We start from the raw sequence: 25,859 nt of genomic DNA, 5'->3' as shown, positions 1-25,859 counted from the left end.
AAGTGAGGACATGAAGAAAAGGGGATGAAGATATGGGATTATTTGATCGTATTAAACAAGCGTTTACTGGTGAAAAACCAGAAGAAACACAGGACCAAGCACCAGTTGAACAAAATGAAACCACGGAAAAATACGAAAAAGGATTAGAAAAAACAAGGAAATCTTTTTCCAGTCGAATGAACGAGTTATTTGCGAATTTCCGCACTGTTGATGAGGATTTTTTCGAAGAATTGGAAGAAGTCTTAATCGAATCGGATGTTGGGTTTGAAGTAACGATGGAAATCACAGAAGCATTGAGACAAGAAGTGAAATTGAGAAATCCTAAAGGAAAAAAAGAAGTCCAACAAGTGATTATTGAAAAAATGGTAGATATTTACGAAGAAAGCGAAACCGGAGACCGTTCTATTGCATTGAACGAGGATGGGCTTACTGTGGTATTATTTGTCGGAGTAAATGGCGTAGGAAAGACAACAACTATCGCTAAAATGGCTCATCAGTACATTACTGAAGGTAAAAAAGTGATCCTTGCTGCTGGTGATACGTTTAGAGCAGGAGCAATCGAACAGTTGGAAGTATGGGGAGAAAGAGTTGGAGCGCCTGTAGTTTCCGGTAAAGCGGGTGGAGATCCAGCTTCTGTTGTCTTCGATGCTGTCAAACGTGCTAAAGCAGAAAATGCAGATATTCTTTTTGTGGATACAGCGGGACGTTTACAGAATAAAGTTAACTTGATGAAAGAATTAGAAAAAATGAAACGAGTGATCTCTAAAGAAATTCCAGACGGTCCTCACGAAGTTTTGTTGGTCTTAGACGCTACAACTGGGCAAAATGCCTTGATCCAAGCGCGTCAATTTAAAGAAACAACCGACGTTACAGGATTGGTGCTGACTAAGTTGGATGGAACAGCCAAAGGTGGTATCGTATTGGCTATTCGTAAGGAACTAGGTATTCCGGTTAAATATGTAGGTCTTGGAGAAAGTATGAACGATTTACAAGAATTCGAACCGAATGATTTCGTCTATGGTTTATTTAGTGAAATGATCAAAGACAGTCTTTAAGAAGAAGATTACCTAGAAGATGCAGACGTTTCCAATGTTGAAACGTCTGCTTTTTTTAGTTTTTTTTATTTTTATTCATCCTTAATGAATATTGATTGGGTATTTTTAATGTGTTATCATCTACTTTGGTTACAAGGACTGTTCCATCGAATGATGGAACAAAGCTCCTTATAACCAAAGGAGTTTAGATTTAAGGAGGAATTTTTTGTGAAAGACAAGGTTTTTGAAACTCTGCAAAAAATGGGTAAGACATTTATGCTTCCAATTGCATTATTACCTATTGCTGGGTTACTTCTTGGTATCGGAGCATCATTTACCGGGGACGCATTTATTAATTTATACAAATTAGATTGGTTATTAGGGGAAGGTACAGTCCTTAACAAAATTTTGACCATTCTAAACGACTGTGGACAAATTATTTTTGATAATCTGCCCTTATTGTTTGCAGTCGCAGTTGCTTTAGGATTCGCTAAAGCGGCGAAAGAAGTTGCTGCTATTTCAGGAGTTGTAGCGTATTTTATGATGTATGCTGCATTAACCAGTACAGTAGAGAATTTTAGAGATATGGATGCATTATCATCCATTCCTGGACTGATGAGTAGTTTCCTAGGGTTTGAAAACACTATGAATACAGGAGTGTTTGGTGGGATCATTATTGGTTCGGTAGTAGCCTTTCTACACAACCGCTATTATAAAATCGAACTGCCAGATGCGTTATCATTCTTCGCGGGTACTCGTTTTGTCCCAATTGTTTCAGCTTTAGGCGGAATTGTTACCGGTGTTTTGTTGGCCTTCTTATGGCCGTTTGCGGCGCAATTTATTGCTTGGTTAGGATCATTGGTTGCTGACTTGGGATATGTCGGAACTTTCTTATACGGATTCATTTATCGTGCATTGATTCCGCTTGGTTTACATCATGTATTTTACTTACCTTTCTGGCAAACAGCATTGGGTGGAACTGCCGTAATTGCAGGACAAACTGTTGAGGGGGCGCAAAATATCTTATTCGCTCAATTAGCAAATGGACTTCCTGTAGGTGCAGAAGCTGGGAAATTCTTCTCAGGTATGTTCCCTTTCATGATTTTCGGATTCCCGGCTGCAGCTTTAGCGATGTATCACACTGCTAAGCCAGAACGTAAAAAAGATGTCAAAGGATTGATGACGTCATCTTCTTTAACCTCTGTTTTTACAGGAATTACTGAGCCGCTAGAATTTTCATTCTTGTTTGCTTCTCCATTCTTGTACTTTGGAGTACACTGTGTACTTGCGGCATCTTCATTTGCGTTGATGCACTTTTTAAATGTCGGAGTAGGGTTGACTTTCTCTGGTGGATTAATTGACTTCGTATTGTATGGCGTTTTACCAGGTCAATCTGTGACGAACTGGATCCCTGTGGTGCTTGTTGGAATAGTTTATGCACTGGTTTATTACTTTGTATTCCGTTTCTTTATCTTGAAGTTCGATTTGAAAACACCTGGACGCGAAGATGAAGTAATAGAATCTAAAATGTATACTAAAGCCGATTACCAAGCTAAAAAAGCTGGTGAAAAGCAAGGGACCTCTCCTGAACCAGAAGATTCATTATCTAAAGATATCATTGAAGGTTTAGGTGGAAAAGAAAACTTAGTAGATGTAGACAACTGTGCGACACGCTTGAGAGTAACGATCAAAGACGGAGAATTGGTCAATCAAAATCTGTTGAAGTCAACAGGAGCTGCGGGAGTAGTCGTTAAAGGAAATAATGCTCAAGTCATCTATGGTCCAAAAGTATCGAATATCAAATCAAATATCGATGAATATTTAAATAAATAGAGTCATGTAAAAATCATCTTGCCTCTGAAAGCAGAACTCTTATGGAATTGCTTTTTTCAGGACATTTGCAAGCTCCAACTAAATAACTAATCAAAACAGGGAGTGGAACTTTAGTTCTGCTCCCTGTTTTCATGACAAAAAAAGCCTAGCTTCTATTGACTAAACTAGTAAAAATAGGTACTCTTAAGTAGTGTGTAAAAGGAAAATACTTTACAGTGAGTGCTAGGAGAGAACAGATAATGGAATTAGAAAAAACAAATCAAATGAATGCGTTATTTGATTTTTATGGTGCTTTACTGACTGAAAAACAAAAAGAATACATGCAGTTGTATTATGGTGATGATTATTCATTAGGTGAAATAGCCGATGAATTTAATGTCAGCCGCCAAGCAATTTACGACAATATCAGGCGTACAGAGAAAATCCTTATCGAATACGAAAACAAACTCAGCTTATTTAAAAAATTTAGTGAAACTACTGCCATTATCAATCAGCTCGAAGAATATGCAGCTGCTCACTATCCAAAAGATGAAGAGTTGAGAGCAGAGATCGAAAAACTTAGAAAAACAAATGATGAAGAGTAGGAAAGGTGAAGAAATATGGCATTTGAAGGATTAACAGAAAGACTCCAAAATGCAATGACAAAATTACGTCGTAAAGGAAAAGTTTCTGAAGCAGACGTTAAAGAAATGATGCGTGAAGTACGATTAGCTTTATTGGAAGCCGATGTAAACTTTAAAGTTGTCAAAGAGTTTGTCAATAAAGTAAGTGAACGTGCTGTTGGAACAGAAGTATTAGACAGTTTATCTCCAGGACAACAAATTATCAAAATCGTAAATGATGAATTGACTGAATTGATGGGTGGAGAAACAGCTACAATCAATTTTTCTGTAAAACCTCCGACTGTTGTCATGATGGTCGGGTTGCAAGGAGCCGGAAAAACTACTACTGCTGGTAAGATAGCGAATTATGTACGCAAAAAGGAAAACAAAAGACCTTTATTAGTTGCTGCGGATATTTATCGTCCGGCTGCTATCCAACAATTGCAAACTATCGGTGATCAGTTAGATATGCCGGTATTTTCAATGGGAGATCAAGTCAGTCCGGTAGAGATCGCTCAAAAAGGGATTGAAGAAGCTGTACGAACAGGTCGCGATGTTGTTTTAATCGATACGGCTGGACGCTTGCACATTGATGACAATTTAATGACAGAGCTGGCTGATATCAAACAAACAGCAAATCCTTCTGAGATCTTTTTAGTCGTTGATGCTATGACCGGTCAAGATGCTGTCAATGTAGCGAAATCATTTAACGAACAACTAGATATCACAGGTGTCGTGTTAACCAAATTAGATGGGGATACTCGTGGTGGGGCGGCTTTATCTATCCGTTCTGTCACAGGAAAACCGATTAAATTTGTTGGTCAAGGAGAAAAGCTTGATGCCTTAGACCCCTTCCATCCAGATCGTATGGCGAATCGAATCCTGGGCATGGGAGACATGTTGACCCTGATCGAAAAAGCGCAACAAGATATTGATGAGAAAAAAGCCGAAGAAATGGCTGAAAAACTGCGTGAAAATACGTTTGACTTCAATGACTTCATTGAACAGATGGATCAAGTAAGCAACATGGGGCCATTAGAAGACATCATTAAAATGATTCCCGGTATGAACAACATGCCAGGTTTGGATCAACTGCAGGTCGATCCTAAAGATACGGCTCGGATGAAAGCTATTGTCCTTTCGATGACAACCAAGGAAAGAGAAAATCCGGATATCATTTCTCAAAGCCGGAGAAAACGGATCGCTAAAGGTTCAGGGCGTCCATTAGTAGAAGTAAATCGGTTGATCAAACAATTCAACGAGTCGAAAAAAATGATGAATAAAATGTCCAAAGGCAATTTTGAAGGCATGGATGGTCTATTCGGAAAAGGTGCTAAAGGTAAGCTAGGTAAAATGGCTATGAACCAAATGGCCAGAAAAAACAAGAAGAAAAAGAAAAAAATCATCCGTAAAAAGAAATAATCGCAAAAAAAGGCAAAAAAAAATGAAGTGTAAAGAAAAAACACTTTACAAGCTTCGAAATAACTGATAAACTATCTTTTGTGAGATTGTTAATGGAGGTGTTAAAGTATGGCAGTAAAAATTCGTTTAAAACGCATGGGTTCTAAAAGAAATCCTTTTTATCGTATCGTAGTCGCAGATTCACGTTCTCCACGTGACGGACGCTTTATCGAAGAAATTGGACACTACAACCCAGTTGTTGAACCAGCTCAAGTAAAAATCGATGAGGAATCTGTATTAAAATGGTTAAGCAATGGTGCTCAACCATCAGATACTGTTCGTAATATCCTTTCTCGTGAAGGTATTATGAAAAAATTCCACGATTCTAAATACAGTAAATAAAAGGGATGATTAAATGAATGACATTAGTGAATTGATTCTTGCAATCGTTCATCCCCTAGTCAGCCATCCGGAAGATGTTCAACTGGAAACTGACGAGTCAGATGAATTTATTGAATACCACTTAAGCGTTCATGAAGAAGATGTTGGACGCGTGATCGGTAAAAAAGGACGCGTAGCGAAAGCTATTCGTACGATTGTATACAGCGCAAAGATCGATGGATCCAAGCGTGTGAGATTAACCATTGTCGACAATTAATTATCCATTTATAAGACAAAGCCGTTTCTTTTTAGAAATGGTTTTTTCTTTTATTTAGGAAAGAAAAGTCTGCTGTAGACATATTCATAATTCCTAGTACAATAAGACTGAGGAAAGATAATTTGGCATAAATGAGGGATGATATGGAAAAACTGTTTAATGTTGGAAAAATCGTCAATACGCATGGGATTAAAGGTGAAGTTCGAGTCATTTCCGTAACCGACTTCCCTGAAGAAAGATACCAAAAAGGTTCAGTATTGATTTTAGAAAGAGAAAAAGCAGCACCTATCGAGTTGGTAGTCGCTAGTCATCGAAAACACAAAAATTTTGATTTGTTGACGTTTGAAAATCACCCAACGATCGAGTCTGTAGAAGTATACCGTGACGGCATCTTAAAAGTTACAGAAGAGCGATTGACAGAATTGCCAGAAAACGAGTTTTATCTGCATGAAATCGTTGGGCTGATGGTAGAAGACGAGACTGGAAATGAAATTGGTAAAATCAAGGAAGTGCTGCAACCTGGAGCAAATGATGTATGGGTCATCCAAAGACATAAGAAAAAAGACTTGCTGATCCCCTATATCGCTGAATGTGTGCTGAATGTTGATTTAGAAGCCGGTAAGGTTACGATACACTTAATGGAAGGGTTAGACGACTAATGAGAATAGATGTACTCACATTGTTTCCTCGGATGTTTGAGGGGCCTATGTCGGAATCGATTATTGGAAAAGCCGTTGAAAAAAACTTGCTGTCTATTAATGTGAAGAATTTCCGTGATTTTTCAGCTAATAAACACCAGAATGTAGATGATTATCCTTACGGCGGCGGAGCTGGGATGCTGTTAACAGTTCAGCCGATTCTGTCTGCGTTTGATCACATCCAAGAACAAACTCCAGAAACTAAAAAAAGAGTGATTTTATTGGATCCGGCTGGAAAACCATTTGATCAAAAAAAAGCAGAAGAGTTAGCAGAAGAAGAACACTTGATCTTCATTTGTGGGCATTATGAGGGGTACGATGAACGTATTCGCTCTATTGTGACTGATGAGATATCGATTGGAGATTATGTCTTAACAGGCGGTGAATTGGGCGCTATGGTAGTTATTGATGCTACTGCCCGTTTATTGCCGGATGCTTTAGGAAATCAAGAGTCGGCAGTCACTGATTCTTTTTCAACAGGTTTATTGGAACATCCTCATTATACAAGACCAGCATCTTATAAAGGAATGGATGTGCCGGAAGTTTTATTGAGCGGCAATCATAAACGCATTGAAGAATGGCGAGAAAAAGAATCTTTGAAACGGACGTATGAGAGAAGACCTGATTTACTGGAAGAGATCGAATTGACAGAGCAACAGCAAAAATGGTTGAAAGAAATCAAAGAATAAAGAAAAAATACTTTACAGTCATTATAGAATATGATAAAGTTATTTGGTGAGTGGGAAAACCACTTAATTAACGATATTCCGCTGTATCCAAATGGAGATATATGAATGTTTGTTGGAAGGAGATAAAAATCATGAGTCAATTAATTGAAGCCATTACTAGCGAACAATTACGCAATGATGTTCCTACTTTCCGTCCTGGAGATACAGTTCGTGTACACGCGCGTATCGTTGAGGGTGAAAGAGAACGTATCCAATTATTTGAAGGTGTTGTAATCAAACGTCGTGGAGCAGGAATCAGCGAAACTTATACAGTTCGTAAAATTTCTTACGGTGTTGGTGTTGAACGTACATTCCCTGTACACTCACCTCGTGTTGCAAAACTTGAAGTAATTCGTCAAGGTAAAGTACGTCGTGCTAAATTGTACTACATCCGTGCATTACATGGTAAAGCTGCTCGTATCAAAGAAGCTCGCCGTTAATTCGCACTTCAAAAAGTCTGGACAATCTGTTGATTGTTCAGGCTTTTTATTTTGTCTATAAATTCTGCATTGTTTACGCTATAATAAAAGAGAAACAGATATTGACGACTATAGTTGGGGGGAAACAAAAGTGACAGAAACAATTGAAAATTTTGAAGCATTGATAAAAGAAAAGAAGATTCCTTTGAAAAGAAGTGAACTTAAAAACGGACAGACTTTATTTAATGGAAATTTTCGCTTAACAAAAACAAAAGTCTTGCCATTCGGGATTGTTTTTGACAGCAAGGATGCACAATCCGTAGATTTTCAAATTACATACCATAAATTAGCGTACGTACAAGATTTTTCTAAAAAAGCAGCTATCTTAGAATTGTTAAATGAGTTAAACCAAGTGAAAGCAGGGTATTATAGCGTGATTCTTGCTGGAGACGGGGAAGTTTATTTAAAACTACTCAGTCGAACTACAAACGATGTTTTAGCTGCATATGAAATGATGGTTTTCGGTTCTACGATCGCTAAAGTACTGATTAAAGAGATTGAAAAAATATTGGAACCCGAAAACGCTGCAGAGTAAAGATAGACTGTTCAATAGAAAGCAGGGATTAAATGGCTCATCCAAATAGTTTATTTCACACAGAAGTTGTAAATGATAAAGGTTTACACGGGGATGCTTTTGTAAAAAATGGAGGACTGAAAGTTACTATTTCTGATCCGCTAGATTCAACACCTGGGACTAATCCTGAAGAACTATTGGGATTGTCTTTAAGCACTTGTTTAAATGCGACCATTCAAGCTTTATTAAAAGGCAGAGGCTTAAAGAATAAAAGTCGAGTGGAAGTTCAAGTAGACATGGTACCTGAAGAAAAAGGCGGGTATTTTTTTGAGGTAGTCGTACTGGCTACGATAGAAGATATGCCATTTGAAAAAGCGGACCGTATTGTACAATCTGCTGAAAAACGCTGTCCAGTAGCTAAACTAATCAATGGTAGTAAAACGGTATCTGTAAAAACCATCGCATCCTAATGGGTGATTAAGTCTGATAAGTGTAAAAGGAACGGGATAAAAATCCTGTTCCTTTTTTTACTTAACGGAATCTTATCGTGAAGCGGATTCAATGAGACTTTTCTTATTGTATAAAGATTCTTCTTTCTTTCTGAAACCTTTGTTGCTATCCTTATTTAGAATTATATTGTGGAGGTGTAGTGGTGAAAAAATTTAAGTCGCCAGTTGTCTGGTGGGAATATTTGAAGATAACGATTGTATTGATCTTTTCAGCTATAACAGGAGCGGTGTCGTTTAACTTTTTCTTTATTCCAGCAAATGTTTATGCATCTGGATTAAATGGTTTTGCGCAATTATTTACAGGTATTTCAGCTGAATATTTCAATATTCAAATGGAAACCGGGCTAATTATATTATTATTGAATATCCCCATTGCTATTTTAGGATGGTTTAAAATTGGAAAAACTTTTACCATGTTAAGTTTTATGTCTTCTTTTCTAGTGTCAATCTTAATGGTTTTTCTTCCAGTCGTGCAGTTAACTCCTGATCCCATTATGAATGCATTATTCGGTGGTGTCATTGGAGGAGCTGGAGTAGGGTTTGCGTTAAAATACGGCTTCTCAACTGGCGGGATGGATATCATCGCCATGGTACTGGCCCAAACAACGGGCAAAACAATCGGTAATTTAATGATGGTGATGAACGCGATTATCGCCATCACTGCCGGAGCATTATTTGGGTGGGAGTATTCATTCTATACGATCTTATCTATTTTTGCTTTTACAAAAGTCGTGGATGCCATTCACACAAGTCATCAAAAAGTGACGGCCATGATTGTGACTACAGATCCGGATACATTAGTCGATGCAATCCACAAACAATTGGTAAGAGGGATTACCGTGCTGCCTGCTACAGGCGGATACAGCAAAACAAATCGTGCGGTATTAATGGTGGTTATTTCTCGTTATGAAATATATAGTTTAGAACAAGCTGTTAAAGAATCCGATGCAGCTGCATTTGTCAACTTTATGCAAACAAACAGTGTTTTAGGAGAATTCCTAAGCAGTGACCAGCAAAAACAACGTAGAGCCAGCGAAGTACGTTGAGTTTTATCATTCCAAAAAGAACCTCTATTTCACTCCAAGTTACTGTGGAGCCAATAGAGGTTCTTTTTATAGAGCAATGAAAGGTTGTTTCAGTGTTCTAACAGTTGTTCAAACTCATGGTATTGTTTTAACGTTTCTGTTAGCAGTTCCGACGAATCATTCGATAAACGGCTGTGCCATTTTTGTACTCGCTGAAGATACTGAACAGCCGAGTCCTCATTTCCTAGCATAAGAAAGCTGTCCACTAATAAAACAAAAGCTTGGAACATTAAGTCAGGGGATTCGGCTTTTAAGATCAGACAGCTTTAATCCTCGTTCCATCATTTTTTTAGCTTCGATCGGACTTTCATGAGAATAGAGAAGAGTATAACTTTCCGAAGCGGTTATCTTTACTGCGTTTTTGTTTGGTTAGGTTGCAGAACGATAAAGATGTTTCCATTACTGCATAGGCTGAGGAGCGTTCGTTACCCTTGTAGATGTTCTTAAAAACTAAGTCTTCAAAGAAAACTTCTGTTTCTTTTAGGGAAATTACAGGTAGCAATGGAATACTGGCTTCTAATTGTATCTGTTCCATAACTATCTCCTTTTCGTTATAGTAGATGCAACAGTGCTCATTTTAGTATAATTGAAATGTATTATTGAAACTTCTAGAACCATGAAACAGAGTACAACTCACAAAGTGATATGTAACTTATGGAATGGTATATTCTGGAGTCATGCGGAAATTCTCTTAAAAATAAACTGTTAATAGACTGGATGAAGAAATTTACAGAAAACGAATGTTGTTCTTTTTTTTGAATTCACGCTTGGAAAACAATCAAAACTACTTATATCTATCAATAAACTGACTGTCAAATGGAGGGGAATTATGCGGAGTGAAGAAGAAGTTTTTGCATTGCTAATAGGATTTGCCAAGTCAGATGAGCGAATACGCTTGGTGAGTTTAGAAGGTTCTAGAGCCAATCCAGCAATAGCGGATGACGAGTTCAAAGATTATGATATCGCTTTTTTCGTAACAGATATGGAATCGTTCCTCTCAAAGGATGATTGGCTAGATTTTTTAGGTAAAAGACTCATTCTTCAAAAGCCAGAAGATATGGAGCTTTATCCACCACAACTGGGAAATAAATTTTCTTATTTAATGCTTTTTGAAGACGGGATAAAAATAGACCTCACGCTAGTTCCAATAAGTGAACTTCAATCATGCTTAAAAAGGAGTGATGGCTTATTGAAGATTTTGTTGGACAAGGACAACACAGTTAAAGAGGAAATCGTTGCTACCGATCAACACTACTGGATGACTAAACCGACTGCTCAGAAATTCACTGATTGCTGCAACGAATTTTGGTGGGTAAGTACTTATGTCGCAAAAGGATTAGCACGACAAGAATTCCTTTTTGCTCAAGACCATCTCAATCAAATTGTTCGACCAACGTTATTGTTGATGATGTCTTGGAAAATTGGTGCTGAAAAAGGAAGTAGTTTTAGCTTGGGCAAAAATTACAAATTTATTCAACATTACCTTGCTGCCGAAGAATGGGAACTACTTCTCCAGACTTTCCAAGGGTCGGGTTATAGTGAAACGTGGGAAGCATTGTTTCTTTGTCAGAAGTTATTTCGAACTATCTCAAAAAAAGTAGCTTTAGCATATGGGTATGATTATCCAAACTATGATGAAAGAGTTACTCCTTATATCCAAGGTCTCCATACTAAATGTTCCTGAATAGAAATGAAAACAAAGAAGCTGAATTCGATACTTGATCGGATTCAGCTTCTTTGCGAAAGGATATTAGTTTAATTTGAAATAGCTCTCTAGATAATTGGCCAATCCATTTTCGTGATTTGTAAAATCTGTCACGTCATTAGCAATTGCTTTCAGTTCATCAATCCCGTTCCTCATGGCAACGCCGTGTCCGGCATATTGGATCATTTCATAATCATTGGCTTCATCGCCAAATGCTAGAATATCTTGTTGTTGGATACCGTAAACCTGCGCAATTCTTTCCACACCCAGTGCTTTTTGGACGCCGGCAGCGACTACTTCCAAGCAAGGGGTTTGTCCACCCCAAGTGCGCACTTCTACTGCATCGCCGTAGCGGTTGACGATTTTGTCGATGATCACTTGTTGATTTTCATGTCCAGTGAATACACTGATAGCAGTCGGTTCTTCTTTTAATGTATCTTCAGATAATTTGAAAGACATATTTTTACCGGTTGCAAAAAAGTCTGCGTAAGGAATAAAATCGTCATCTACATAGACAGTGTCGCGTAATTCTGCAGCAATCAATTGGATGTCCATTTCTTTTCGTAAGGAAAGCATGTCGATCGCAATTTCTCTGTTCAATGTTTTATGGTATTGAGATTCCCAAGCTAATTCGTTCGGTTTGTGGCATAATGCACCATTGAAGTTCACGATAGGAGTGTCTAAATCTAACTCCGCATAATATTGACGACTGCTGCGATATGGTCGACCAGTAGCAATCGAAACGATATGACCAGCTTTTTTTAAGGTGGTCAAGACTGCATTCGTTTTTTCTGAAATAAGGGATTGATTGTTTAAAGTAGTTCCGTCTAAATCAAGTGCGATTAACTTTTTATTCATCTGTATCCTCCAAGGTTTTTATGCTAAACTAATTAAAGTATTTAAGTACACGATAACACAAATCAAAACCAATAAAAAGTACTGATATATCAACCATCAAAACTTTTTTGTTACTAGCTTGTCACTAGTTCAACGCATTAGTTCAATTGTTTCTTTTAACTCTTCAAGCGTTTTATGTGTATACACACGTTCACCAACACCTTTTGATTTATGTCCCATAATTAAATCGATTGACACTTTATTTGCATTTTTACTATCTAATCTAGTTCTTAGTGTGTGTCGTGTTTCATGTGGTATGTGTTTCATACCTAAATATTCTAATTCTTCTTTAAAATGATTTCTCAAAACTTGAGTACTCATATCTTTATCATCATGAGGATTTAAATATTCAGTAGGAGTTTTCATTTGAGTTTCGATAAAAGGGAATATTCTATGGTGAATTGGAACAATTCGATCTCTTCCATTAACTGTTTTGAGTCCTCCTTGAAGTGTTCCTTTTACCAAGTCAACATCTTCTTTTTTCAAACCTACATATTCACTAATTCTAAAACCCGTATAGATCATTGCTAGAGTGTGCTTAATCCAAATGTTATCGGACAGTTCCCATAACATATCAATTTCTTGTTCAGTGAAAGGGACCTTCTCTTTAGGAGCTTCAGGGTCTACAATGACGAGGTCCGAATACATTTTTCCGATAACATCCAACTCCATTGCTAACTTATCTATGTTCTTAAAAAAAGATTTTGTAGATGATTGGGAAGAGTACCCACCGGACTCATCAACGATTTCTTGCATATGATACGTTTTTATTTCACTATAAGCTACATCATGAAGAGATTCGGCTTTTCCAAATGACGTATTCAAAATGTTTTTGGTGGATTTAGCGAACTTAATGTATCTTTTTGTTGTTTTGAGTTTTTCAAACAATTCAGCTAATGTGACTTTATTCTGTTTCACATCATATGGATTCTTATTGTATTCAGCTAACATAATCAATCCATCTTCTTTAGTTTCAGTATATCCAATTGGCAAATATATTGGATGTCCTTTTTCATTCCATCCAATTGTTTTTCTGACAAAGAAGGGTCTCCTTCTATTTCCTGATAATTTGGTTACAGAACCATATCCATTTGGTAATTTCATTCCATTCACTCCTCATTTTATGGTAAAATGAGTGTACAGGTACGCTAAAGAGACGTTACAAATTTCAGTAGCGTTAGTACACTGTTTAGGTAAAAATACATCACTCGAACTTTGGTAGGAGAGAGTGGTGTATTTTTTTGTTTATAAATAGACGTTCTTTGATTGAGTTGGTTTTATTTTTTCAAATAATTGAACCAATTTTAATTTATTTGGATCGCGTGTAATCAATACGATTGTATTCGGTTCATCATTTGAAACGTAATTAATAAGAATAAAATCAGTTTTTTGTTTTTTCTCTTTAGTTTTGACGCGGCCACCAATCATGGCGCCCAATAATCCGAATGTAGCATTTCCAATCATCATACCTGGAACCGATTGTTTTGCATATTGCTGCATTTCGGTTTCCGTTTTATGAACGATCGAATTAATTTTATCTATGGATAAGGTGAATTCTTGCTTTTTACCATTCGTTAATCCGTACATATATAACTCATCACTTGATAGTTTCAGAAATATATCTGTTTCTTCTTCTAATGAAAGACCTTCAACTAAGCTACCTAAAACGATCACATAATTTTTCTTTTTTATCCCAAACATTTATATTCTCCCTTTCTCACTACAGGTTCAAGTTAGGTTCAAGATAGGTTCAAGTTAAACATTTCATCTTGAACCGTCATGAACACTTGATACCATTGACTTTTTAACCCTAGAGGTTCAAGGGTTCGCCATTTAGTACTATATACTTATATATTATAGTACTAAAGTATTTAAAGATAGAGAAAAGATAAAAGTAAGAATACTATAAAGAAATGAGATTCATCTTGAACCCTTGAACTTTTCACCCTCAAAAGTCAGTCACACCATGAGTTTTATGCGGTTCAAGATGGCATTATTTCATCTTGAACTTATCTTGAACTTTCATTTCATCTTGAACCGGTATTCGATTAGTTCTTCTTTAATAGAAAACATTTCAGCTAATTTAGGACTTGGAAATTCTTTATATTCTTCAACCATGTCATCGCTAATTAGTAATTGGATGGCAAACGCATTTGCTTCATTTTCAAATTCACTTATGGAAAGGTAAGTATTTTCTACTAAGAACATGGCATTTATATCAGAGTGAAGTAGCGCATGACCTAATTCATGCGATGCAGTAAACATTTGTTGGTGTTCGTCCATGTTTTCATTAATATGGATAAACTTCTCATCTAACATAATGTTAAAGTAGCCATTAATTTTACCCAATGGTTCAAAGATGATGTGAATTCCTAATTCTTTGGCAATGATGAATGGATCTCGTGAATCGTGCTTTTTAACTAAATCAGTAACCATTTTTTTCAAATGACATCAATCCTTATGTTTATTACTAATCATTTTTGCCATCTTATAACTATTTTCCAAACTATTCTTCAAAAGATCACGAGTATCATCATCCAATTCATCACCATCAAACATTAACGCATAATTTTCTGAACCTAACTGTTCCAATAAGAAATTAATCGAACTGGCCACGTCTGCATTAGATAGTTTTTGGAACTCTTCATATTTTTGAACTTCTTTTGCTAAATTTTTATGATCTGTTTCTCCTAATAAATAATCAGTTGAGACGCCAAAATACTTAGCAACCTTTTTAACTTTATCGATTCCAGGGTTAGTAGTATTCCATTTTCTTATGCTGCTATTACTCAAATCCAACTTACGTTCTAGTTCAGCTAGTGTTATTTTCCGTTGTTCAGCTAATTCTACAATTCTTTCTACTATCATTTTTCCACGTCCTATCAAGGTTTTTGATAGCTTATCAAATAAACAATAGAAAATATTCCTTTTTCTCTTGACGAAAGGAAAATATTCCGTTATTATGTGTATAAGCTAATAAGTTAGCAAAAAAGACAAAACAAAAACAACAATGTTTGGCGACATTAAAGGGTTATTGTATATCTCTTTTGTTTATTTAATATGCTTATATCTTAGCTTATTTTCCTTTGAAGGTCAATAGAAAAGGATAATAACTTGAGAAAATAATTATAGAGAGGAGAGAATAAAAAACATGACGTCCGAAACTTTCGAAATACGTGTTCGGAATGAGCTATGGAAACGGAAAATGTCGGCTAAACAATTAGCAGAAACATTGAATATTTCAGAAGCATATCTTTCAGATATTTTGAAAGGGAAAAGAAACGCTCCGGAACAAAGGAAGAGAATTATTTATATTTTGAGTATGGATGGTGATTCAAATGACATTTAGTCAAGAGTTGAAAAAGTTGATGATTCAAAACGAAATGACTCAAAAACAATTAAGTGATTTAACTGGTTTAGCAAAATCATCTATTAGTCAGTATGTATCTGGAAAGAATGAGCCATCCGCAGAAAACAAAAAGAGATTGATGAAAGTTTTGGAAGTGGATGCTGATTTTTTAGAAGAATCCGAATCGCAACCGGAAAGTACAAATAACATTTCCATTTCATTTGCTGCTAAAAAACTTGGCAAGTCAGAACAATTCGTAAGAGTTGGATTACAAAATGGTATTTTACCATTCGGTTTTGCGGTAAAGATGAGTAGTAAGTTCACCTACCATATCAGTCCAAAGAAATTCAAAGAATATGTTGGATAAAACGAAAAAAAGCCACTGCAGCGAACAGTGACTTGGAAAAAGTAATTTGTAAGGAGAGTATACCATGGAATTAACTGAAAAAACATTCAATAAGCTACAAGCAGAATTGAAAAAATGGTTCGTAGGTAATAAGAGATTAAAAGAAAATCGTCCCGTTTTAAACACAATTCATTTCACAGAAGATGGAAACATTGAAATGACTAATAGTCATGTAGCTATTCGAATGAAAGACGTTCACGAACAACCAGAACACGTTGTACCTTATCTTGATACTTCAGCTTATCCAAGTTTGGAACGAATATTCAATGGAGTAGAAAATGGTAGTTTTCAAATTGAGTTGGAGCCAAAACTAATGCTTGGAATGTTGAGTCCTTTCAAATTGGAAAAAGTAGAAGTGATAAAACTTTCGTTTCGCAAAGATGGTATTGAATTCAAACCTGTAAATTACGCTGGAAACATCATACAAGAAGCAAAATTAACTGTTCCACTGAACATGAATGAAGAATTTCATATAGCTGTAAATGTAAAATATTTATATGACGCGATGATGTTTTTCAAAACTCAAAAAATAAAAATTATCAAAATGACAGCTAGTTCAGCAGTTCGCCCGATGATGTTTGAACATGAAAACCTTCAATATCTGGTTACACCAGTAAGAATAGGGTAGGTGAAGATAATTGAAATTGTCGGTTAAAGGTTACGAAGGAATTTACGAAGTTTCCCATGACGGTAGAGTATTTTCAATTCTCCAAACTACATCGAGAAGAATTGGAGAATTGAAACCTTATGTTAATAAAGGTGGATATTTAAGAGTAAACTTATACGATCGATTTGGGAAAGTCAAAAAATATTACGTTCATCGATTGGTAGCATTGAATTTCATCAATCAAGAAAAAGGTGGAAATGTAGTCAATCATATCAATGGTGATAAAACAAACAATCATGTAGCGAATTTAGAATGGCTTTCTCAAAAAGAAAACATTAGACACTCTTATGAAACTGAATTACAAACTCATTGTGTACCAACTTACGTGAATGGTGAACGATTTAGGACAATGAAAGAAGCAAGTATCGCAATCGGGTTAAAACCATTCAGAATCTCACACGAAAGGCGAAAACGAGGGAATTCATTCCAGTTATTCGGACACTCTATCAAGTGTGGTGATGCCAATGTCCAATATTAAGTTATTTCCGCACCAAGAACGTGCGCTAAAGGAAACAGAACAGTTCTCAAACGTAGCTTATTATTTGGATATGTGACGAATGGGACTTGGAAAAACGTATGTAGGTTCTGAAAAAGCAAAACAATTAGATGAATGGATCACTATTGTCGTTTGTCAAAAGTCACTGATTGAGACCTGGTCAAAACACATTGAACAGCATTATCCACAGTATGAATTATTGGATATGACGATCAAAGGTAATTTGCAGAAATTGAATGAGGGATTAAATGAAGACCACAAATATTTTTTAGTGGTTAACTATGACTTGCTTTTTAGAAGGAAAATATTCCTTGGTTTGAGAGATTATACTCTAATATTAGATGAATCCTCATTGATTCAAAATGACAAGGCTAAACGGTCTAAATTTGTGCTAGACATGCAACCTAAGAACGTCATCCTATTATCTGGTACACCAACGAGTGGTAAATACGAAAATTTATGGACTCAACTTCATTTATTGGGTTGGAAAGTTTCAAAGAATTTGTATGAAAAACAGTACGTGAATTGGAAAAAAATTGATTCAGGTGGTTTCATCAGAAAAATACCTGACCCAGCTAATCCATATCGAAACGTAGAACGTCTAAAATCAAAAATGAGACAGCATGGAGCCATCTTCATGAAGACTGAAGAAGTATTCGATTTACCAAGACAAAACTTCATAACGGTGCCTATTTCGTCCACAAAACTATACAGAACGTTTAAACATGATAAGTATGTTGTTTTGAAAGGTTATGGGGATGTTTATGAAGAAAAACCAAATGATATTGATTCTGATTTTTACGGAACGGTATGGGGAATGAGTGATTTGGAACTAATTGGAGATACTACATTAACTCATAGATTGTATTTGAGAATGTTAGCAGCTCAATACAATGAAAATAAATGGCGAGCATTCGAAGACTTGATAACTAGTACCATGGATCGATTAGTAGTTTTCTATAACTTCAAAGAAGAATTGGAAAATATGAAACTACTAGCTGACAAACACGAACGTCCAATGTCGGTCATTAGTGGTGACGAAAAACATTTAAAAAGTTATGAGTTATTTGATAACTCCATCACCTTCATTCAATACCAGGCTGGTGCAATGGGTCTGAATCTTCAAAAAGCAAACAAGATTATTTATTTCTCACTCACTGAAAAAAGTGAATTATTTGAACAATCCAAGAAACGTATTCATAGGATTGGACAAGATAAACCTTGCTTCTACTATATTTTAGAAACAAAAAACAGTATCGAACAAGATATCTATGAAAATTTGAAAATGAGAAAGGACTATACTGATGAACTCTTTAAGGAATATGAAACCAACGAATAAACAAACGTTATGGTCAATCTTTGCTGCAACTTGCATTTGGGTAGCACCTTATATATTCGAAATTGCAGATGGTAGTAGAGGTTATGATTCGACAGGTGGAGAAATATTCATCTATGTATTACCGATATTGGTGTGGTTACTAGATGGAACAATCACAGATGGGAAAGAGGAGCTGAACGAATATGGAAAATGAAATGACACAATTTGAAAAGAATCATTTGGTTTATTTTCAACAATTGGCTGGATTAACTGCACAAAAGAAATCTCTGGAAAAACAAGAAAAAGAGGTTAAAAGTCAGATTCAATCTTCAATGGAAGCTTATGATATTCAATCCATTGACAATGAGTTCATTAAGATAACTTATGTCGAATCAAAACCTAGTGTGAGTATTGACCTTGCAGCAGTTAAGAAAAAAGAACCAAGTTTACATGAAGATTTGTTGAAAGATTATCCTAAAGTTACCGAACGAAAACCATATTTGAAGTTTACGGTACGTTAAATGGCAGCAGAAGTTTGGAGACCGGTGGAAGGATACAAAGCCTATGAAGTTAGTAGTTTTGGAAGAGTTCGGTCTAAAGGTTTCATTATGAATAATGGAGCATTTAGAAAAGGGATAATCTTGAAACCATATCCGGATCCAAAGGGTTATTTGAAAGTTGATATTCATAGAAATATAAAGAAAGTGCATAGGCTGGTAGCACAAGCATTCATTGAAAATTCTATGAACAAACCACAGGTAAATCACAAAGATGGTGATAAATCGAATAATCATATTGATAACTTGGAGTGGATGACAAATTCAGAAAACACACAACATGCTTGGGATACTGGATTGAGAAAGAGGGTTTTGAATGGCAAGTGAAAAATTATTTGAAAATAAAGTAAAGAAATGGTTACACACTCAAGGTATCTATTCTGCTGGTCATCCGATACAAAGTATGACGGTGAAGCAAAAGGGATGGTACTTCAAAGTTTTTGGAGGGGGATTTCAAAAGTCTGGTATTCCAGATGTAATTGCCTGTATTAATGGGGTATTTTTCTCCATTGAACTGAAAGCTTCAGTAGGAACTCCATCCGAATTACAAAAACTAAACACAAAACGAATCAACAAATCAAACGGAATAGGATTGATTTTATATCCAGAAGGATTTGAGGAATTTAAACAAATTGTGGAAGGAGTACTTCAATGCAACTATCACATTCCAGAGTTGAACTCTTTAAAAGAAATCCACTCGAATACAAATTGCGATATATTGACCGATTAAGAACTTTACCACCTGATGATCCAACAAATCCATTAATCATTGGATTAGGACTTCATAAAGGGGTAGAAACAACCGCTGAACAAGGAATCAAAGAATATTACATGAGTTACCCCATCATCAACGATAGACACATTGAAGAAGCCATGAAGCTGGAAGTTATCGTTCCTAAAGTAAAGAAAATGATTCCAGATGGTGAACATGAAGTGATGATTTCAAACAAAGATTTTATTGGATTCATTGACTTGGTGTCTGAGAACGAAGATGGAACGTATGACATTTACGATTTCAAATATTCAAATAACGTCAAGAACTATAAGAATTCTAGTCAGTTACACTTGTACAAATACTTTTGGGAGAGACAAAACCCAGGTAAAGAAGTAAGAAATATGTATTTCTTATTTGCTCCAAAGACTGGAATTAGACAAAAGAAAACTGAATCATTGTTCGAATTTAGACAACGTTTAATGGACCAACTTTCCACCATGGAACCGGAACTAATTGAAATTGAATACGATTCTTCAAAAGTTATTGAATTTTTACTAGATTCAAAACGATTACTAGAAGCCGATACATTTCCGCTTTACGAAGATTATTTATGGAAATTTTCAGAATACCACAACTACATTATGAATGGAGAAGATTACATGATTTTACCAGGAAACGAAAGACGAGATATCACGAAAGTAAGCAAGAGAACGATTTGGGAATATGGTAAACCAATGAGTGGTAAAACGACATTTGCGAACAATTTCCCTGATCCATTAATGCTGAATACAGATGGGAACATTCAATTCGTAGATGCTCCATTTATTCCAATAAAAGACACGGTAGTTACTGAAGGAAGACGTACCATTCGCACATTCGCATGGGCAAACTTTAAAGACACGATTGACGAATTGGAAAAGAAAGATAATGAATTTAAAACCATCATTGTGGATTTGGTTGAAGACACTTATGAATCATGTCGCCTTTACATGTATGACAAATTGGGAATCACTCATGAATCAGATGATTCCTTCAGCGCATGGGATAAAGTTCGTATTGAATTCCTATCAACATACCGTAAATTGATGAACCTGGACTATGAGAACATTATTTTAATCAGTCATGAAGATTCATCCAAAGACATTACCAAAAAGGGTGGTGACCGTATAACGGCTATTAAACCAAACTTAAATGACAAAGTATCAAATAAGTTGGCTGGAATGGTCCATATTGTAGCGCGTGTCATTGTTGAAGAAAATGATGATCGTACTCTTTCATTTAAGCAAGATGAAGTGACATTTGGTGGTGGAAGATTAACTACTGATGTAACAGAAATTGAATTGGATTATGAAGCTTTCTTGAAAGTTTATGAAGAAGCAAATGCGAATAAACCTTCTAAAAGAAAAGTAGCTGCAGTCAAAGAAGAAGTTACAACTGAAGAAACCACTGAAAAACCGAAACGTGGACGTAAGAAAAAAGTAGAACCTGTTGAGGAAGTGACAGAGGTTGAAGAAGAAACTGAGAAAGAAACAGAACCGGAAGAAATATCTGAAGAATCGGAGTCATTGGATGAATCAGAGATGGGAACAGCGGAAGAAGAACCAGCGGTTGAAGAAAAACCTAAAGCTCGCACAAGAAAACGCAAACCAGTAGAACCAGTCGAGGATAATAAGGATGAAAAAGAAGAAAGTGAATCAACTGAAGTAGTTGAAGTAGCTGAAGAAAAAGAAGCTCCAAAAAGACGCGTTCGTAAAAAAGCAGAACCAAAAGTCGAAGAAACTACTGAAGAATCTTCAGAAGAACCTAAAAGACGTACTCGCAAAAAACGCGACTAAAAGGAGTAATGAAATCATGAAAGTAATGGATAGGATCATCATTACAGATAAGAACAAAGCTACAAACGGTAGATTAGTTGGAATAAAAGGAACGATTACTAGTATTCACGGACGTAACGGTTATCAGTTATCAGTGACTTTAGAAAACGGTAAATTAGAACTTTTTTTAAAAGACGAATTAACAGTAATAAAAAATACAAACACTAAGGGAGATAAATAACAATGGCTAATATTTGGGATAAATTTGATAAAGAAATCGATACTACAGGATTACAAAATGATGTAAAGGAAGCTGCTAAAAATGGCGGTGGAGATTACGAAGAAGTACCTCACGGAACTTATGAAGTGGCAGTAAATAAAATGGAATTGACTCAATCTAAAAAAGGTGACCCAATGGTGACGGTTTGGTTCAAAATCCTTGAAGGAAAATTCAAAAACAGCCTTATTTTCTACAACCAGGTTATTACTCAAGGCTTCCAAATTCACTTTGCGAATGAACTGTTACGTGGAATGGACTCTGGTTTAACAATCGAATTCAGCTCATACAAACAATATGGCGAACTATTAATGGATGTAATGGAAGCTATCGATAAAACATTAGAATTCGAATTGGAATATACAGAAGGTAAAAAAGGTTTCAGCAATTACAAGATTTCAGATGTGTTCGAAGTAGAATAAAACAACTGAATAAGGGAGGTTATTTCTCCCTTATTTTTTATGAGGATGTGAAATGACTTGTTATTTTTTGACTATGAGGTTTTCAAAGAAGATTGGCTAGTGGTCATTTTAGATATGGTGAAAAAGAAAGAACATATTATCATTAATGACCCTGAAAAATTGGAAAAATTCCATGAAGAAAATCGCAATGAAATTTGGGTTGGTTATAACAATAATCATTATGACCAATATATTCATAAAGCTATCCTTTGTGGATTTGATCCAAAAAGAGTAAATGATTACATCATTGAAAAAGGTAATCCAGGTTGGAAGTTTTCATCGCTATTTAGAAAAATTAAAATGATTAATTATGACGTCATGAAGTTTGGAGATGGTGGTTTAAAAACTCTCGAAGGTTACATGGGTAATGATATTCGAGAATCAACAGTACCTTTTGATATTGATCGTAAATTAACTGAAGAAGAAATAGAAGAAACTATCAAATACTGTCGTCATGATGTACAGCAAACAGTAGAAGTTTTCTTGGAACGAAAAAGTGAATTTGAAGCTAGTAGACAGTTGATAAAAATATTCGATTTACCAATAACTTCTTTTAGTAAAACGAAAGCACAACTCGTATCGGAAATTCTAGGTGGAATGAAGAAAAAATTCAATGAAAATGAATTTGATTTTCCTATCGTTACAGCAGTTGAGAAGTACTTGAAAAAATACCGATACGTTTTAGATTGGTACCGTAATCCAGAAAATATGAAATACAAAGATGGTACAAAATTACATCAATTGGAAACCACGGTTGCCGGAGTACCACACGTATTTGGATGGGGTGGTCTTCATGGAGCAAAAGAAAAGAGTACCGAACAGGGTTGGTTGTTAAATATTGACGTTGAAGCCTACTATCCTTCAACACAAATGGAATACAACTTTGGTTACCGGAATATGGGTAAACCTGAAAACTTTGAGAAAATACACATGCAAAATATTAATTTGAAAAAAGAAGGTCGAAAAGTTGAACGGCTACCGTTTAAAATTGCCGATAACTCCATTTCAGGACAACTGAAAGATAAAAACAGTAAGTTATATGATCCGTTAATGAATAATGCTGTTTGTGTAAATGGTCAATTGATGCTGTTGTTGTTGATTGAAATGGTGGAAGAACACGTTGAGTTACTCCAATCCAACACCGATGGTATCTTAGTTAAATTACGCAATTACGATGACTATGAATTAATTGATGACATCGTTCACCAATGGGAACAAATGACCGGTATGGTAATGGAATTTGAAGAGTTTGAACGATTATTCCAAAAAGATGTTAATAATTACATTTTAGTGGATGCTGAAGGTAACGTAAAAACTAAAGGTGGATACGTGAAGAAATTGAGTCGAATTGATTATAATTTACCGATCATCAATAAAGCTTTGATTGAGTATATGGTGAATGATACGCCTGTTGAAAAAACAATCAACGAATGTGACGACCTAATCGAATTTCAATTAGTAGCAAAAATAAGTGGTAAATATAGTCATTTACTTCATGGGGAAAAAGAGCTGAATGAACGTTGTGTAAGAATTTTCGCTTCCAATAGAAAAACTGATGGTGGATTAAGAAAAGTACACAAAATTACCAAAACAGCTGCAAAATTTCCGAATTCTCCATTAAGTTGTTTTACCTTCAATGACAATATGGATGGAGTAAAGACACCAAGTTACCTGGATAGAAAGTTCTATATTGATATGACAAACAAGCGATTAAGAGATTTTGGAGTGATCTAATGATGACACCACACAAAAAAGGAAGGAGCGATTGGATTTGTTTTATAAAGGTTACATTGAAACAAAAGATAAAAAGTCCATAGAAAAAATAAAAGGGCGAGATGATTTCAAAACCTTTAAACAAGTCCAATCACTACCTGATTATGCTGGAATATTGGCAAATGATACTATTTTGATTGATATTGATGATTATGATCAATCAGAAATCTTAATGGATATTGTGGAAGATAAACAGTTGGCTTGTCGAGTTTATGAGACTACCAGGGGAAAACATTTCCTTTTCAAAAATAAAGAGCAAGAAACAAATCGAACTGGTGCTAAATTATCTATCGGGATCAAAGCAGATATCAAATTGGGATCTAAAAACAGCTATGAGGTTCTGAAACACAATGGTATTGAAAGAGAAATCATCTATGATTTGTTTGATGATGAAGAACCTGAAACAGTTCCAAAATGGTTGTTCCCGATAAAATCAAATGCTGAATTCTTAGATATGGATTCTGGAGAAGGTAGAAATCAAGCTTTATTCAATTATATTTTAACCCTCCAGTCGAATGATTTTTCCAAAGAAGAATCAAAAGAAACGATTGAAATAATCAATGGGTACATTCTGAAAGAACCACTAGAAGAATCAGAATTGGAAATCGTTCTAAGGGATGATGCTTTTTCAAAACCAGTATTTTTCAAGAAAAATGCGTTCTTATTTGATAAATTTGCTGTCTTTCTAAAGAATAATCACCACATAAAGCGAATAAATGGTCAATTGCACATTTATAAAGATGGGATCTATACATCTGGATACGACAAAATTGAATCGGCCATGATCAAACACATCCCTTCATTGAATCGAGCAAAACGTTCTGAAGTGTTGGCTTACTTGGAAATTTTAATTACTGAAAATGAAAAATCAGAAGATGCAGCGTGGATTGCATTCCGAAATGGATTACTCAATATTTTTACAGATGAATTCATTGATTTTACTTCCAATCACATCATTACTAATAAAATTGATTGGGGTTATAATCCACATGCTCATAGTGATTTGACTGATAATACTTTGAATAAAATGGCTTGTAACGATAAAAGTATTCGTTACTTGATGGAAGAAATGGTTGGTTACACCTTGTATAGGCGAAATGAATTAGGGAAAGCCTTCATCCTAACAGGTGAAAAATCAAATGGTAAATCAACCTTCCTGGATATGGTAAAAACCATGTTGGGTGAGGACAATATATCCGCACTAGATTTAGCTGAATTGGGAGATCGGTTCAAAACCGCTGAACTCTTTGGGAAAATGGCAAACATTGGTGATGATATCAATAACGAGTACATCCAAAATACAGCTGTATTCAAGAAGCTAGTCACTGGTGATCGAATGTCTGTTGAACGAAAAGGATTGGATCCTTTTGATTTTAATAATTACAGTAAGCTGCTCTTTTCAGCGAATAGTATCCCACGACTTGGGAAAGGAAAAGATTCCGCGGCAGTCACTCGTAGATTAGTTATTATTCCTTTTAATGCCCGTTTTAGTTCTGATGATCCAGGTTTTAAGCCGCACATCAAGTATGACCTGAGAAAGCAAGAATCTATCGAATACTTAATCAAAATAGCAATACAGGGCTTAAAACGTGTATTGGACAACAATAAATTCACTATCTCTAAAGCGGTCGAAAAAGAAATTGAAGAATATGAAGAAGAAAATAATCCAATTCTTGGTTTCTTAAAATCAGTAGATCGTTCTGGATTAGAAGATCAACCAACGAAAGATACTTTCTTAAAATATTCAGAATACTGCATCAACAATGGTTTAACTGCAATGAGTAACATCCAGTTTTCTAAAGAAATCAAGAAATTTTATGGTTTTGACATTGTAGACAAGAAAATTGATGGAAGAAAATACCGCGTTTTTGTATCTAAATGAT

Annotated in this window: 33 protein-coding genes; 27 read left to right on the top strand and 6 right to left on the bottom strand. The window is 35.5% G+C overall.

From position 1 onward, the window contains the following. Positions 1-32: 32 nt before the first annotated feature. The 12 genes from ftsY to ACEN4L_RS00365 all read left to right on the top strand — a co-directional run bounded on the left by ftsY (position 33) and on the right by ACEN4L_RS00365 (position 9,502). Positions 33-1,055: a signal recognition particle-docking protein FtsY gene (ftsY, locus tag ACEN4L_RS00420; RefSeq protein WP_407095348.1), complete on the top strand. Its 1,023-nt coding sequence runs from the start codon at positions 33-35 to the stop codon at positions 1,053-1,055. 207 nt (positions 1,056-1,262) lie between these two features. After that, the gene (locus ACEN4L_RS00415; RefSeq protein ID WP_407095347.1) at positions 1,263-2,867 is read left to right on the top strand and encodes a PTS transporter subunit EIIC; all 1,605 of its coding nucleotides are present in this window, start codon (positions 1,263-1,265) and stop codon (positions 2,865-2,867) included. A 239-nt stretch (positions 2,868-3,106) separates the two neighbouring features. Continuing rightward, positions 3,107-3,451, top strand: a complete 345-nt coding sequence (locus ACEN4L_RS00410; RefSeq protein ID WP_407095346.1) for a putative DNA-binding protein — start codon at positions 3,107-3,109, stop codon at positions 3,449-3,451. Positions 3,452-3,466: 15 nt separating this feature from the next. Next, positions 3,467-4,891 carry a signal recognition particle protein gene (ffh, locus tag ACEN4L_RS00405; protein WP_407095345.1) on the top strand — a complete coding sequence of 475 codons (1,425 nt, stop codon included), beginning with the start codon at positions 3,467-3,469 and terminating at the stop codon, positions 4,889-4,891. Between the two features lie 108 nt (positions 4,892-4,999). Beyond that, complete coding sequence (rpsP, locus tag ACEN4L_RS00400; protein WP_407095343.1) at positions 5,000-5,272, top strand: 30S ribosomal protein S16; 273 nt, start codon at positions 5,000-5,002, stop codon at positions 5,270-5,272. Between the two features lie 13 nt (positions 5,273-5,285). Next, on the top strand, positions 5,286-5,528 hold the full coding sequence (locus ACEN4L_RS00395) for a KH domain-containing protein (RefSeq protein WP_407095341.1): 243 nt from the start codon (positions 5,286-5,288) through the stop codon (positions 5,526-5,528). 143 nt (positions 5,529-5,671) lie between these two features. Further along, positions 5,672-6,187, top strand: coding sequence for a ribosome maturation factor RimM (rimM, locus tag ACEN4L_RS00390; RefSeq protein ID WP_407095340.1), 516 nt, complete (start codon positions 5,672-5,674; stop codon positions 6,185-6,187). Next, positions 6,187-6,915 carry a tRNA (guanosine(37)-N1)-methyltransferase TrmD gene (gene trmD, locus ACEN4L_RS00385; RefSeq protein WP_079650514.1) on the top strand — a complete coding sequence of 243 codons (729 nt, stop codon included), beginning with the start codon at positions 6,187-6,189 and terminating at the stop codon, positions 6,913-6,915. The genes rimM and trmD overlap by 1 nt, the downstream gene beginning before the upstream one ends. 131 nt (positions 6,916-7,046) lie before the next feature. Then, positions 7,047-7,394 carry a 50S ribosomal protein L19 gene (gene rplS / locus ACEN4L_RS00380; protein ID WP_079650518.1) on the top strand — a complete coding sequence of 116 codons (348 nt, stop codon included), beginning with the start codon at positions 7,047-7,049 and terminating at the stop codon, positions 7,392-7,394. Positions 7,395-7,524: 130 nt separating this feature from the next. Further along, complete coding sequence (locus ACEN4L_RS00375; RefSeq protein WP_407095338.1) at positions 7,525-7,968, top strand: hypothetical protein; 444 nt, start codon at positions 7,525-7,527, stop codon at positions 7,966-7,968. Between the two features lie 32 nt (positions 7,969-8,000). Next, on the top strand, positions 8,001-8,417 hold the full coding sequence (locus ACEN4L_RS00370) for an OsmC family protein (RefSeq protein WP_407095337.1): 417 nt from the start codon (positions 8,001-8,003) through the stop codon (positions 8,415-8,417). A gap of 182 nt (positions 8,418-8,599) precedes the next feature. Continuing rightward, entirely contained in the window at positions 8,600-9,502 is a 903-nt protein-coding gene (locus ACEN4L_RS00365; RefSeq protein WP_407095336.1) for a YitT family protein, read from the top strand. Positions 9,503-9,848: 346 nt separating this feature from the next. Here the strand turns inward: ACEN4L_RS00365 and ACEN4L_RS00360 are convergent, their stop codons facing one another. Then, positions 9,849-10,076, bottom strand: a complete 228-nt coding sequence (locus ACEN4L_RS00360) for a hypothetical protein (RefSeq protein WP_407095335.1) — start codon at positions 10,074-10,076, stop codon at positions 9,849-9,851. A 294-nt stretch (positions 10,077-10,370) separates the two neighbouring features. Between ACEN4L_RS00360 and ant(6) the strand changes: the two genes are divergently transcribed. After that, the gene (gene ant(6) / locus ACEN4L_RS00355; RefSeq protein WP_407095334.1) at positions 10,371-11,225 is read left to right on the top strand and encodes an aminoglycoside 6-adenylyltransferase; all 855 of its coding nucleotides are present in this window, start codon (positions 10,371-10,373) and stop codon (positions 11,223-11,225) included. Positions 11,226-11,291: 66 nt separating this feature from the next. On the opposite strand, the gene ACEN4L_RS00350 is transcribed toward ant(6), so the two are convergent. The 5 genes from ACEN4L_RS00350 to ACEN4L_RS00330 all read right to left on the bottom strand — a co-directional run bounded on the left by ACEN4L_RS00350 (position 11,292) and on the right by ACEN4L_RS00330 (position 15,011). Continuing rightward, positions 11,292-12,104 carry a Cof-type HAD-IIB family hydrolase gene (locus ACEN4L_RS00350; RefSeq protein ID WP_079650534.1) on the bottom strand — a complete coding sequence of 271 codons (813 nt, stop codon included), beginning with the start codon at positions 12,102-12,104 and terminating at the stop codon, positions 11,292-11,294. A gap of 129 nt (positions 12,105-12,233) precedes the next feature. Next, positions 12,234-13,247, bottom strand: a complete 1,014-nt coding sequence (locus tag ACEN4L_RS00345) for a tyrosine-type recombinase/integrase (RefSeq protein WP_079650360.1) — start codon at positions 13,245-13,247, stop codon at positions 12,234-12,236. 141 nt (positions 13,248-13,388) lie between these two features. Then, positions 13,389-13,844 (bottom strand): hypothetical protein, encoded by a 456-nt coding sequence (locus ACEN4L_RS00340; RefSeq protein ID WP_131832525.1) that lies wholly within the window; start codon positions 13,842-13,844, stop codon positions 13,389-13,391. Positions 13,845-14,165: 321 nt separating this feature from the next. Then, on the bottom strand, positions 14,166-14,579 hold the full coding sequence (locus ACEN4L_RS00335; RefSeq protein ID WP_079650358.1) for an ImmA/IrrE family metallo-endopeptidase: 414 nt from the start codon (positions 14,577-14,579) through the stop codon (positions 14,166-14,168). A 15-nt stretch (positions 14,580-14,594) separates the two neighbouring features. Then, positions 14,595-15,011, bottom strand: a complete 417-nt coding sequence (locus tag ACEN4L_RS00330; RefSeq protein WP_079650356.1) for a helix-turn-helix domain-containing protein — start codon at positions 15,009-15,011, stop codon at positions 14,595-14,597. Between the two features lie 283 nt (positions 15,012-15,294). Here ACEN4L_RS00330 and ACEN4L_RS00325 point away from each other — a divergent pair, with 283 nt between their 5' ends. From ACEN4L_RS00325 to ACEN4L_RS00260, 14 genes are all read left to right on the top strand, one after another. Beyond that, complete coding sequence (locus ACEN4L_RS00325; protein ID WP_079650354.1) at positions 15,295-15,492, top strand: helix-turn-helix transcriptional regulator; 198 nt, start codon at positions 15,295-15,297, stop codon at positions 15,490-15,492. Beyond that, on the top strand, positions 15,482-15,859 hold the full coding sequence (locus ACEN4L_RS00320) for a helix-turn-helix transcriptional regulator (RefSeq protein ID WP_165702193.1): 378 nt from the start codon (positions 15,482-15,484) through the stop codon (positions 15,857-15,859). The genes ACEN4L_RS00325 and ACEN4L_RS00320 overlap by 11 nt, the downstream gene beginning before the upstream one ends. Before the next feature lie 64 nt (positions 15,860-15,923). Beyond that, positions 15,924-16,526 carry a hypothetical protein gene (locus ACEN4L_RS00315; protein WP_079650352.1) on the top strand — a complete coding sequence of 201 codons (603 nt, stop codon included), beginning with the start codon at positions 15,924-15,926 and terminating at the stop codon, positions 16,524-16,526. Positions 16,527-16,536: 10 nt separating this feature from the next. Next, complete coding sequence (locus tag ACEN4L_RS00310; protein WP_079650350.1) at positions 16,537-17,043, top strand: NUMOD4 motif-containing HNH endonuclease; 507 nt, start codon at positions 16,537-16,539, stop codon at positions 17,041-17,043. A gap of 79 nt (positions 17,044-17,122) precedes the next feature. Next, on the top strand, positions 17,123-18,400 hold the full coding sequence (locus ACEN4L_RS00305; RefSeq protein ID WP_207557990.1) for a DEAD/DEAH box helicase: 1,278 nt from the start codon (positions 17,123-17,125) through the stop codon (positions 18,398-18,400). Next, the gene (locus ACEN4L_RS00300; protein WP_407095332.1) at positions 18,384-18,593 is read left to right on the top strand and encodes a hypothetical protein; all 210 of its coding nucleotides are present in this window, start codon (positions 18,384-18,386) and stop codon (positions 18,591-18,593) included. The genes ACEN4L_RS00305 and ACEN4L_RS00300 overlap by 17 nt, the downstream gene beginning before the upstream one ends. Further along, positions 18,583-18,900, top strand: a complete 318-nt coding sequence (locus ACEN4L_RS00295) for a siphovirus Gp157 family protein (RefSeq protein ID WP_109557439.1) — start codon at positions 18,583-18,585, stop codon at positions 18,898-18,900. The genes ACEN4L_RS00300 and ACEN4L_RS00295 overlap by 11 nt, the downstream gene beginning before the upstream one ends. After that, entirely contained in the window at positions 18,901-19,263 is a 363-nt protein-coding gene (locus ACEN4L_RS00290) for an NUMOD4 motif-containing HNH endonuclease (protein WP_079650348.1), read from the top strand. Beyond that, positions 19,253-19,666 (top strand): VRR-NUC domain-containing protein, encoded by a 414-nt coding sequence (locus ACEN4L_RS00285; RefSeq protein WP_079650346.1) that lies wholly within the window; start codon positions 19,253-19,255, stop codon positions 19,664-19,666. The genes ACEN4L_RS00290 and ACEN4L_RS00285 overlap by 11 nt, the downstream gene beginning before the upstream one ends. Next, positions 19,588-21,486, top strand: a complete 1,899-nt coding sequence (locus ACEN4L_RS00280; protein WP_079650344.1) for an AAA family ATPase — start codon at positions 19,588-19,590, stop codon at positions 21,484-21,486. The genes ACEN4L_RS00285 and ACEN4L_RS00280 overlap by 79 nt, the downstream gene beginning before the upstream one ends. 16 nt (positions 21,487-21,502) lie before the next feature. Next, complete coding sequence (locus tag ACEN4L_RS00275) at positions 21,503-21,706, top strand: hypothetical protein (protein ID WP_131832523.1); 204 nt, start codon at positions 21,503-21,505, stop codon at positions 21,704-21,706. Positions 21,707-21,708: 2 nt separating this feature from the next. Continuing rightward, positions 21,709-22,164: a DUF669 domain-containing protein gene (locus tag ACEN4L_RS00270; protein ID WP_079650342.1), complete on the top strand. Its 456-nt coding sequence runs from the start codon at positions 21,709-21,711 to the stop codon at positions 22,162-22,164. Positions 22,165-22,221: 57 nt separating this feature from the next. Continuing rightward, positions 22,222-23,937, top strand: a complete 1,716-nt coding sequence (locus tag ACEN4L_RS00265; protein ID WP_109557438.1) for a hypothetical protein — start codon at positions 22,222-22,224, stop codon at positions 23,935-23,937. Positions 23,938-23,974: 37 nt separating this feature from the next. Continuing rightward, positions 23,975-25,858 (top strand): phage/plasmid primase, P4 family, encoded by a 1,884-nt coding sequence (locus ACEN4L_RS00260; RefSeq protein WP_079650340.1) that lies wholly within the window; start codon positions 23,975-23,977, stop codon positions 25,856-25,858. The last annotated feature ends 1 nt before the right edge of the window (position 25,859 follow it).

Origin of the sequence: Desemzia sp. FAM 23988 (assembly GCF_045528365.1) — a bacterium.
Taxonomy (GTDB): domain Bacteria; phylum Bacillota; class Bacilli; order Lactobacillales; family Carnobacteriaceae; genus Desemzia.
The sequence above is the reverse complement of the archived record's forward strand: the minus strand, read 5'-3'. Positions and strand labels throughout refer to the sequence as shown.